Raw genomic sequence first — 10,768 nt, 5'->3', positions numbered from 1 at the left:
TATTTTATCACGAAAAAAGCTAAAATCAGTAGGTCTATTTAAGTATGCCCTAATTTCCCTAAACCATCTTATAAAAGGGTTGTCTTTTGGTAGAAAACGTGTTCGGCCAAGCAGAGAGTTATGTGTAAGCCGACTCCGGCATAAATCCAAACCCGGGATTTTTGCCGGAGTCAACTTACACGCCACTCTCTAACCTCTTGTCCTCACACTCTATTTATATTCATCCAAATCCAACACAATAAAACTAACAGTCTGTCCCGGCTTTGCTTTTAGTTCGCCTGGGGTACTTGGAACTGGTAATTCATCCTTTAATTTTGCCAGTTTGGTTCCCACTGCTGCCGCCGCCTTTTTTGCCGCGTCGTCGTTTGTTGTGCCCATTACCTTTACGCCAGGGACGTCTGGGACCGTGACTTGGATGCGGTTAATCATCACTGTCGGGTCGAAGATTGCTGGATATACAAGCCGTTGAGCCATTGTTGTAGCCTCCTGAATTTAACTCTCATTTTAAATCAACTCCTCTATTCTACCTAAGATTGCGCCTAATTTCAAAATTTTTACGATTTGGGTTGACACTTTGCCCCGCAATTTTGTTTGTATAAGTGTAAGGCGTTGGCCAACACTTACTAAACTAACTTAAACGGAGTGACTAATATGAATACCACTTGGAACAAGACTAACCTGACCCTGATCATGATGGATGCGAACGACCAAAAGGTGCGCTTCTCTTACAGTAACATCGTCGAAAAGCCCTCTGACGACCAAATTAAGAAGTTCGCCGCTGTACTGGAAAAGTTGACTAATCTAACCTTCCTCTCAGCTGCTCTTTCAACCACTGATAACAAGACTCAAGTTGCCTAAGCGAACCCAACTCAGCCATTTACTCAAAGGAGATCGAACATGAAAAACGAAGAAAAGACAGTTTTGCAGTTACGTTTCAAAGGAACGGACGACAAGGTCCACACCTTCAGCTTTCCAAAGGCGGCTGCTGGCTTAACCACTGAAATCATTGCCGATGCGATGACCGCAATTGCCACCCTGGGCCTCTTTGATCGTAAGGGCGTTACCCTTTACGTCTCAGCTGTCAGTGGTGCCTACGTGAAAACAACGACGCAAGAACTCTACACGGTCTAACCAGTACCGCCCCCAATTTATTCTCTAACGAAATGAACGGTCAGGGGGCGATATTGATGAAGCAACGAATAATCATTGCAGCACTAATCTTCTACGCGGCGCTGTACCTGCAAAATACCGAATTGATCATGATTGCCTTAAGCATCTGGTCGATTCACTAACCGAAGCTGCCTGATTCGCCGTTGTTAGTTGACGGTGGATTGGGCAGCTTTTTTGATTAAAGCAGAAAAAGTTTCACAAAATTAGTGGACATTAATAGCTTTAATTCAATTTTCACGCTACAATGAAAGAGGTTTTAACGATGCGTCGTTAGACCATCATTAATCTGCTCCGGAATGGTCTACCCATAAAGGCGTTTCGGACTTAGCTAATCCCCAACAATATATACATCAAGCACTGGGCGCGAGATTAAAAAGCAGACGCCTATGCAGCTGGCGATAGACCGTGCCGACTTATGGGTGTTTCCAAGCCGGGAAACATAGACAATGGGTCTTGCCACTGGTAAATTACCAAACGGGCTGTATGGAACAGATCGCGTGGACATCAAAACGATGACACACTTTTTAAGCTGGTGAGTTTCAGGCTACCGCGGTAGCGTGGAACTGTACCCAATCTAAGAGACCTTTTCTCTTTTAATTTAAGGGGAGGGCCTTTTTTATGCGGTAAAGTGCTACACTGAATCTGTTTGAAAGCTACTTCAGATAGGGGATTACATACATGAGACAAAAACAACTTGCAACGCTGTTAATGACAGTCGCTGCATTGGGAACGGGCATGGCGGTTCACCAAACTACGGCCCATGCGCTGGCAAGCTACTGGGCGCATAATCACTGGGTCACCATCAAGAAAACGGTGACCGTCCAAAAAATCAAGATCGTGGATCCAATCGCTAGAAGCCGGTCAGTGAGATCTTATAAGCTGCACCGTGGCGCGCACTACAAGCTGGGCCATTATGATACCAACTTCTCTTGGGTACTCAATTCCGGTCGTTTCAATTCCAACTCGCGCTATACGTACATTGTCCGCCGTGGCTGGAATGATGCCAGCTGGTTTAAATTTCGATAATTCGATAAAACTAATCATGTGTCCATCGCATAGTTAACCTTGTAACGACAAAACGAAAACGAGGTTATCACGATGGACTTTTTTAATACCGCAGATTCACTAGCACCTATGTATTTAACTTATTCTGGCTTGATCCGCCACGATGAACGCGAAGAGCTGCCTTACCAGATGTATATTCCAGTGATCGAGCATACCGTAGCCGGTCAATCGGTCTATGATGTCGTGACGCGAGGTCGTGAGATGATCGGTGCTTTATTGATGGAGAAGGTCATGGACGGGGAGGACATCCCAGAATCTGAGACAACTTTACCCCAGGGCGACGCGGATGAGATGCCGACCTTTATCAACGTGGAATTGGACCGCTTTAAGCACTTGATTGCCCCGAAAGAAAGCGTGATTCGGCCCATCAATGCGTTAAAACAGCCCAAGCGGATCTTATCGCAGGTGTATGACTTCCAGCCGGTCTTCATCACGGAAGATGGCATTGGCCGCTACGTGGTGGTCACGTTGCGCGATTATGATATGTACCAGAACGCAATCGGCATGATGCTGGATAAGCAGGATATTGAGGATGCGCTAGATGATTAGAGTGTGAGGACAAGCGGTTAGAGAGCGACGCGTAAGGGCACTCAGGCAAAAATCCCGAACTTGGATTTATGCCTGAGTGCCCTTACGCACAGCTCTCTGCTTGTCCGAACACGTTTCGGCTATGTGGCCAAAAAGGGCACTAGGTCAAAAATCCCGAACTTGGATTTATGGCCTAGTGCCCTTACATGTAGCTCTCTGCTTGTCCGAACACGTTTCGGCAAGGTGGCCCAAAAAAATCATGCAAACATATATATTGTCCAAAGTGTATACATTAGTATATACTACACATATCAAGAGTTGCTCATAGTGGTTCAAGAAGTGGAGGAATACTCATGGCTAATTTAACAATCAAAAAATGGGGGAATTCCCAAGGCATCAGGATTCCTAAAAAGATGTTGCGTCAGATTGGCATCGATGATCCCATTAATCAAACAATCAATATTGATGTTAAAGATGATGAATTAGTGATCAAAAAAAAGCCATCAAAATCGAAATTAGCTCAACGATTTGAAGGCTTTGACTTAGACAAATATTATGCGGAAAATTCCGGTTCACAAGAAATGGACTGGGGAGAACCAGTCGGAAAAGAAAAATGGGATTAACGCTATCAGTAGTTGCTTAGCTCAGGGTTGAAAGTATTAGGGGTTGATGCAGATTGAAGTATGATTTCCGACAAGGTGAAATTTATTTTACCAATTTAAATCCGACAAAAGGACATGAACAAAGGGGTTCAAGACCGGTGTTAATTGTTTCAAACAACGATTTTAATGTTTTAACACGACTGGTCAAGGTTGTTCCGATAACCACGAAAGTAAAGGATTTTCCAACGCATATTAAGTTACCTCAAGGATTAAAGACAACTGGGCAGATCCTAACGCAGCAAGAACGGGTCATTGATTTGAATAATCGTCATTACCAATACGTTGAAAATTGTCCAAAAGAAACCTTAGAAGATGTTTTAGAGCTGATCTCCGAATCGTATTAGTACCTTTCTACTTGGGGCTTTTCCGCCCAATGCTACTGGTGACACAGGTAATTAAGTTGGTGAAAGCCGGCAAAATTTGTCATTATTGGAATTAATGTGCATCGGTCTATTTCCTGATATGGCCTTTTTTGTAAAATGTGAGTTCAAGATTCAATTCCTATTTCGCTAAAACGTTGGTTTGGCGAAATAGAAGTAACAAAATCACTATGATATAATGAGTTTTGTAGAATATAGGACGGTGACGAACAAGTAGAAGCGAGGTGGTGCCATGGTAATCATGACGATGACTGACCGGAAACGAGGTTCGGTGTTTGATAGAGATGGGTCTGTTTTTCTTGCATGCTGCATGGATATGTACCTGTGCAACGTTACTGGTGAAACAGGCAACCAAGTTGGTGAAAGCCAGCAAAACATTCTTAAAGGCACTAAAAAGCCGCCCAAACTGTCGAAAGTAATAGCGGCTTTTAGCATGCTTTAAGTTGTAAGTTACTTGTAGAACAGTCACTGTTCTACCTCTACCACGTCTTGATTATAACATGAGACGTGGTATTTTTGTATTTTAACGAGTTGTTTAGCGGAATGTAGTTGGTGAAGACCAGTAAAACGGTTCTCAAGATACTAAAAAACCGCCCACACTCTCCAAAGTAACGGCGACTTTTTAGTGATCTTTAAGTTGTAAGTTACTTGCATGATAGTTACTGTTCAGCTTCTACCACATCTTGATTATAACATGAGGCGTACTATAGCAATACTTAAAATTCAGTGCCTAAATATCTGCTCAATTAGATCTGATATCAATCAATCTTTGAATCCTTGAGATTAAGTCAGTAGGAAGTCCAAAGATTTCCTTGAAGTTAAAAGTATTTGCAGAATTTTCAACAATTTCCATTGCGCCATTGATGGAAGAAGTAAAAATTTTCAGTTGGTTTGTGTCGTTTGATAAAACCAAAATACAAAAAACGCAAGCAAACAAATTATTCATATTTTTATTTAAAATTTCAGATGACTTAACAATTGGTATTTTCAAAATTTCATTAATTATCTTCATGTTGACCTTTTCTCGACTTTGCATTTGACTTAAAACGTCATTATGAGCGAAATGATTACGAAATTGCCGAATTAATGAAATGATTGCGGTAAAGTACTCAACACATTTTTGATCGCTTAGGGTAATATTACTTGGTAGTAATTGGCGAGCCACGCTTATGCGACCTTCGAGTGGTAGTATTTTATACCAGTTTATTGTTTGGCCAAGTGTAAATTCCATAACTGATATCCATGGCGGAATGTGATTATGGTTTGTTCTATAGTAGATAATTGGACTACCCTGAATTCCCCGTACATTTCCATCGTTTATATCCCGTATTTCTTTTAAGGTTCGTTTTACTCGTTTCTTTCTTGATGAGGCCTGTGAATAGTGGGATGAATCCAAATAACCACCAATATTACTATTAACACCAAAGTTTTCTGATACATAATAGGCAATAGTCGTTTTAAAGGTCTTTTCAATCTTTAAAATTTGACTTAGAAAAACGGGCTTTAAAAAATCCTCTATGATTCTGATTTGGATAAGTATTTCGAATGTGATGCCATCTTTAAAATGATCAGGGTGCTCTGATATAAGCAGCGGTTCGACGTTTCCGTTTACTAAATCATAGTAAGAATAGGTTTGTAGACTATGTTTTGCAAAGCCTCGATCTTGAATGATTAAACCGCGAGCTATTAATAGATCAATCTGTTCATCGTAAGTTCTAAAGGGTTTATCTGGAGAAAATGGTTCTCTATTCAAAGTAAAAGACACCTCCTCAATTGAGAAAGTGCCTTTTGCTAGTTAGGCTTGTCTTCAAGACTACCAAACCATTTCATTTCCTCAATTCTAAAATATGAATATTCCTATGTCAAGTTTAATCAACTGATCGTATTGGATCGCCAATTTGAATTTCTTTTGCTTTTATTTTAAGTGGTGTAATTTGATTTCTATTGACTGGCAATGTATGAGTTACCGTTGTTGTTCGGTCTCGGGTAGATTGAGCAAAAACATTTAAAGCATTGTGCGTAACAGTCTCCGTTTTAGTTGTTTGATGACTTACTAGAGAAAAAGAAGGATGCAATTCAATAACTTTAACTTCTGCTTTTACATAATCAAGAACGCCCAAATTCTTATGAGTAGTGGGATCTATAACTTTTTCTCCTGGTTCATAAATTTCAAAGTTATCATTGTAGTTTACGCCATCTTTTGCACCTAAATTGATTACTAATTCAGTATCGCTGAGTATTCTAATAACCTTCCCGTCCATAAAAACATCTCCTTACCTTTTACGAATAAGCTTCTTAAGTAGCTCGATTATTGGGACTTTTGTTCATAATATTACACCATAATACAGGGGGTTCAAAGCAGCTAACATTAGCGTGAAATTGCTGGATACTGTGGTTGATAATTCACATAGGTGGGTTACGCTCTCACCAGCACCGCTTCCGGATACTTCTTCGCCACGTACGCTTTGATCTGTTCGATCATCCGCTGCGTCGACGGGGCCTTGGCCTGCACCGCAGACGTTGCCAGCCCAATCGAACGATAAAATGAATGCTCAAACGGATAAACGGCCACATTACCGGGAATCTTCTGTAGCGCCAACTCCGGTAAAATGCCTAATCCCAGTCCCGCTTCCACCATGGCGACGATCGACTGGTCATCAATGGAGAAATGAATCAGATTAGGCTGAATGCCGTAGTAATCCAGGGCCGCTTTGGTATCGCGGTCGTAGTCACCGGACTGCAGGATAAAGTCGCGGTCTTCCAGATCCTCGTGGGTGACGGACTTTTTATTCTTGGGCACGAAGCCCTTAGGCGCCACACAGTAGATCTCATCTTTGATCAACGAATCCACCAGCAAGTTCTCGCTGACCGGTGTCACCACGAAGCCCACGTCTAGCGTCCCGTTTTTGACGTCCTGCACGATCTCGTTAAAGCTGCTTTGACTCACCGAGATGTCGATATGGGGGTACTGTTTTTTAAATGACTGAATGATCGGCGGCAGCCAGTTGATGCACACGGAGGAGAACGCGCCAATGCGAATGGAACCAGCGTTTAACCCGTTGATGTCAGCGGCCTCCTGTTCCAGCCGGGCCTGCGAATTCAGAATCTCTTGAATGATCGGTAAAATGGTGCGGCCATTGGCGGTCAGCTCAGCGCCGGAACGGGAACGGATGAAGACGGGAAAGCCCAGTTCCGTTTCCAGCTGGGTGATCGAGTGACTGACCGCACTGGGAGTGACGTTCAGCTTCAGCGCGGCTTTTTGAAAAGTACCTTCTTGAATGACGGTACTGAATACTTGGTAAGCAAAGGGAATCATACTACGGCCTCCAATTAACGGGATAAATATTGCTCACTTATAAACAATTTAGGTGAACTATTTTCACCTAAATGTGAATAGCTTGAACTATACGAACACTGTGGAACAGTATACCATAGAATTAATTCAATAAACCAAGTCAATTCACAGCGAAAGTTGAGGTCGCACTATGGATAATAAACTGTTTGCCACCCGGGTTCAGCCGGCAGTGCCGTCACGGCTAGCCGGACTGTTTCCCGTCATGAATTACCCAGATGCCATTAAGTTCACGGCTGGGGCGCCAGCGGAGAGTTTATTCCCAGCGGACGCCATGGCACAGGCTTACGCGGATGCCATGGCCGCGGAAGGCAACCACACGTTTCAATACCACACGGTTCAAGGCCCCGTTGAACTGCGGGAACGGCTCGCGCAACGGGCAATGGATAAGATGCAGATCGATCACGTCACGGCTGATAACGTCATGCTCACGGCGGGCGGCCAGCAGGGCATCGACCTGGTGGCTAAAGCGCTACTGAATAAAGGCGATGGCATCGTAGTGGAAGCGCCAACGTATGTGGGGGCACTCTCGTCATTCGATACGTACGAACCGACTTATTATGAGGTAGAACTAGAAGACGATGGGTTAAACACCGATCAGCTGGAAGCCACCTTGAAACAGCACCCGGAGATCAAGCTCCTCTACACGGTGGCCGACTTCCATAATCCCGGTGGCGTCACCATGTCATTAGCTGAACGCCAAAAAGTGGTCGAACTGGCCAACCAGTATAATCTCATCATATTAGAAGATACCCCGTACCGCGAGCTGCGTTACACGGGTCAGTCACTGCCAAGTATCAAGCACTTCGACACTGAGGGTCGCGTAATCTTCCTGTCGAGTTTTTCCAAGATACTGATGCCAACGCTTAGAACGGGCTGGCTAGTCGCGGATAAGGCGGTCATTCAGCAGCTCTATAAGTTAAAGGAAGCTGCTGATCTGGAAGTCCCCAATATCACCGCGCAAGCGATCAACCACTATCTGGCTGATAACAGTCTGGATGAACATATCGCTAGATTAAACAAAGAGTATAAGGTACGGATGCAGGCGATGATCGATGCCTGCCGCAAGTATCTGCCGGCAGGGGTGTCAGCCACGAAGCCGGAGGGCGGTTTCTTCACCTGGGTCACTGTAAATTCGGCCATCAACACCACTGACCTGCTGTATAACGAAGCCACGCCTAACCAGCACATTGCCTACGTGCCGTCCAAGAATTTTTACGCTTACAAGGATCACACCAATGGCATGCGCCTGAACTTCACGGGACTGACCCCGACAGAAATAGATACTGGCATGAAACGATTGGGAACTTTGTTGACACAAGCAGAACAAATAATATAGTAGGAAAATTCAAAATACGTCTAAGCCGTAAGTTGTGGTTAGGCAAACAAACCCTTAAGCGGATAAATTATTTTTTAAATAAATTATCCGCTTTTTTACGCACTAAAGGCACTTCTTACCGCAAAAAAATTAAGCAATCCCTTTAAAATATTGTCATGAAAATGTCACATGAAAGTGCATTATAACAACTTCAAAGTTTCGTCAAAAGCAAGCTCTGATAGGCTTTCACAATAAATTCTTAATCTTTCAGATATGTGAAAATATTACAAGTGAACTACAAATGAAGCGCTTTTCTTGAAGGTTGGCGGCGTAAGCGTTAGACTCCTTTATAGAGTCTAGCAACACTGCATGACATTTAAATCGCTTGAGAAGTAATGTTTTACTTAACATTCGGTTGGATATTGTGTATACTGTTATTGCTTGATGAGTTACATAAATATATGTTTGGAGGAATTTCACATGCAATCTAGTTTAAAGAAGTCTCTTTATTTGGGCTTAGCTGCAGTTTCATTTGTAGCTGTTGCTGGTACTACTAGTGCCAACGCATCTGCAAAAGCTGCTACTGCCGGTGCTTACAGTGCATTAACTACTAATGCTAACGTAAACTTAACTGGTAAGAACGCTGTTTACACAAAGCCAGGTACTGTTAAGGGTGCCAAGGTTGTTGCTACTACTGCGACTGCTACTAAGTTAAACGCATCAAAGAACGGTTCAGCTAACTTCCGTGCTTACGGTTACAAGACTACTGACCGTGGTTCAGTTTACTACAAGGTCGTTTCATTCGACAAAGCATACCGTGGCTACGTTTACGGTGGTAAGAAAGTTAACAGTTATTCTGGTGGGTTAACTGCATATGCTACTACCAAGGATGCTACTGCTCCTAAAGCAACTGATAATTTCAAGTTAACTGCTAATACCAGTTCAACTGCTAACACATTGTTCTATGCACAACCTGCATATGCACAATACAGAGTTGGCCGTGCCAAGGTTAACGGTTCCGTATTAGCTGCAACTGACAAGTACAAAGATGCATCATTCACCTTTGACAAAGCTGCTACTACTTCACGCGAAGGCGAAACTTGGTACGAAATTGCTTCTACTACTTTAGCAAATGGCAGTCAAACACCGGAACTTAATGGTGCGTGGGTTAAGGCATCAAACGTTAGCGATTCTCAAGGCTTTGATGCACAATCACAAGTACGTGTTAACGTTAAAGATGTAGCTACAGGGCAAAACGTTACTACATTTAACTTTACTACAGGCTTAAGCAACCCTAACGAAGATGCTGTGCCAACTATTTACCACAATGCAGTTGACCGTAACAGCCGTGGCTGGACTTCAAACTTTGCAACTGCTTTAGTTAATGCAACTAAGGGCTCAGGTTACCAAGTTTATCCTAAAGATGCTGTAAACGATTTGAGCAACGTTAAGAATGGTTCAGACATTACTTTGTACGCTGTTAAGAATGGCCAAGCAAGCATGACAGTTAATGCATTTGGTACCTATGATGGTTCAACTTCACCAGTACAACTTAAGAATGAAGTTGCTGGTAAAGTTTACGATCAAGACAGTGCTAAGGGTGTAATTAAGCCAGTTACTACCACTTTGTTTAGTGGTACTGAAGGCACTACCTTTAGCGCTGCAGATGCCTTGAATTACATCAAGGGTAACGATCAATTGAAGACTTTGAATTCACCAGACTTCAGAGATACTACCGATCAAAAGGTATATCATTATGTTCTTACACCACAATCAGCAACTGCTGGTACTTTTGCTAAGGACGGTAAATTCCAAGTTAACTACACTGCTACCAAGGTTCTCTCAACAACTGATAACTCTGCAAGCAATGTTCCTGGTTTAGTTGACCCAATTGGTAAATAATTGATTTAGTCAATTATTTGTAAAATTAACAAGGAGGCTGTGACATAAGCCTCTTCAATTTAAAGCTCCCAGGTAAAAATCAAAAGATTTTTACCTGGGAGCTTTTTTGGTTCTTTGTCAAACGGTGTTAATTAGGCTCTTTGTCAAACGGTGTTGATTAACGGGTCTTTGTCAAACGGTGTTGATTAACGACTTGATTATATTTAGAGCTTTCTCTTCGGAGGAAGCTCTTTGTTGTTTATGGGATTTGAGTGGTCGAGGTCGGAAATATCGGGACTTTGTACCCTTTAAATGGATTTTGGGTACACTAAATAACCCTTTGTTCTAGGGGCATTCGCAATAGGGACTAAGCAGCGATTTGGAAGATTCGGATAAACATGTTCTCTTGGTT

Annotated in this window: 13 protein-coding genes; 9 read left to right on the top strand and 4 right to left on the bottom strand. The window is 42.7% G+C overall.

All coding sequences use genetic code 11. The features are described 5' to 3' along the window. Positions 1-210: 210 nt before the first annotated feature. Positions 211-474, bottom strand: coding sequence for a hypothetical protein (locus tag FFM73_RS11275; RefSeq protein ID WP_137631804.1), 264 nt, complete (start codon positions 472-474; stop codon positions 211-213). A gap of 177 nt (positions 475-651) precedes the next feature. On the opposite strand from FFM73_RS11275, the gene FFM73_RS11270 reads away from it, so the two are divergent. The 7 genes from FFM73_RS11270 (at position 652) to FFM73_RS11240 (ending at position 4,247) form a co-directional block, all read left to right on the top strand. Beyond that, positions 652-858 carry a DUF1659 domain-containing protein gene (locus tag FFM73_RS11270; protein WP_137631803.1) on the top strand — a complete coding sequence of 69 codons (207 nt, stop codon included), beginning with the start codon at positions 652-654 and terminating at the stop codon, positions 856-858. Between the two features lie 39 nt (positions 859-897). Beyond that, positions 898-1,131 (top strand): DUF2922 domain-containing protein, encoded by a 234-nt coding sequence (locus tag FFM73_RS11265; protein ID WP_137631802.1) that lies wholly within the window; start codon positions 898-900, stop codon positions 1,129-1,131. A gap of 717 nt (positions 1,132-1,848) precedes the next feature. Next, a complete protein-coding gene (locus tag FFM73_RS11260; RefSeq protein ID WP_137631801.1) occupies positions 1,849-2,196 on the top strand; it encodes a hypothetical protein in 348 nt (115 codons plus the stop codon). A 72-nt stretch (positions 2,197-2,268) separates the two neighbouring features. Next, a complete protein-coding gene (locus FFM73_RS11255) occupies positions 2,269-2,784 on the top strand; it encodes a hypothetical protein (protein WP_137631800.1) in 516 nt (171 codons plus the stop codon). A gap of 332 nt (positions 2,785-3,116) precedes the next feature. After that, entirely contained in the window at positions 3,117-3,386 is a 270-nt protein-coding gene (locus tag FFM73_RS11250; RefSeq protein ID WP_137631799.1) for an AbrB/MazE/SpoVT family DNA-binding domain-containing protein, read from the top strand. 53 nt (positions 3,387-3,439) lie between these two features. After that, the gene (locus FFM73_RS11245; protein ID WP_137631798.1) at positions 3,440-3,769 is read left to right on the top strand and encodes a type II toxin-antitoxin system PemK/MazF family toxin; all 330 of its coding nucleotides are present in this window, start codon (positions 3,440-3,442) and stop codon (positions 3,767-3,769) included. 268 nt (positions 3,770-4,037) lie between these two features. Next, a complete protein-coding gene (locus FFM73_RS11240) occupies positions 4,038-4,247 on the top strand; it encodes a hypothetical protein (RefSeq protein ID WP_137631797.1) in 210 nt (69 codons plus the stop codon). A 300-nt stretch (positions 4,248-4,547) separates the two neighbouring features. Here the strand turns inward: FFM73_RS11240 and FFM73_RS11235 are convergent, their stop codons facing one another. The 3 genes from FFM73_RS11235 to FFM73_RS11225 all read right to left on the bottom strand — a co-directional run bounded on the left by FFM73_RS11235 (position 4,548) and on the right by FFM73_RS11225 (position 7,121). Further along, positions 4,548-5,558 (bottom strand): Abi family protein, encoded by a 1,011-nt coding sequence (locus tag FFM73_RS11235; RefSeq protein ID WP_171001288.1) that lies wholly within the window; start codon positions 5,556-5,558, stop codon positions 4,548-4,550. Between the two features lie 115 nt (positions 5,559-5,673). Beyond that, positions 5,674-6,066 carry a hypothetical protein gene (locus tag FFM73_RS11230; protein ID WP_137631795.1) on the bottom strand — a complete coding sequence of 131 codons (393 nt, stop codon included), beginning with the start codon at positions 6,064-6,066 and terminating at the stop codon, positions 5,674-5,676. A 155-nt stretch (positions 6,067-6,221) separates the two neighbouring features. Beyond that, positions 6,222-7,121 carry a LysR family transcriptional regulator gene (locus FFM73_RS11225; protein ID WP_137631794.1) on the bottom strand — a complete coding sequence of 300 codons (900 nt, stop codon included), beginning with the start codon at positions 7,119-7,121 and terminating at the stop codon, positions 6,222-6,224. 169 nt (positions 7,122-7,290) lie between these two features. Between FFM73_RS11225 and FFM73_RS11220 the strand changes: the two genes are divergently transcribed. Together FFM73_RS11220 and FFM73_RS11215 are read left to right on the top strand one after the other, a co-directional pair. After that, positions 7,291-8,496: an aminotransferase-like domain-containing protein gene (locus tag FFM73_RS11220; RefSeq protein WP_137631793.1), complete on the top strand. Its 1,206-nt coding sequence runs from the start codon at positions 7,291-7,293 to the stop codon at positions 8,494-8,496. A 459-nt stretch (positions 8,497-8,955) separates the two neighbouring features. After that, positions 8,956-10,377: a hypothetical protein gene (locus FFM73_RS11215; protein ID WP_137631792.1), complete on the top strand. Its 1,422-nt coding sequence runs from the start codon at positions 8,956-8,958 to the stop codon at positions 10,375-10,377. Positions 10,378-10,768: the final 391 nt, after the last annotated feature.

Source organism: Secundilactobacillus hailunensis (assembly GCF_005405185.1).
GTDB lineage: Bacteria > Bacillota > Bacilli > Lactobacillales > Lactobacillaceae > Secundilactobacillus > Secundilactobacillus hailunensis.
Note: the sequence above shows the minus strand (reverse complement) of the source record. Positions and strands in the feature narration are given on the sequence as shown.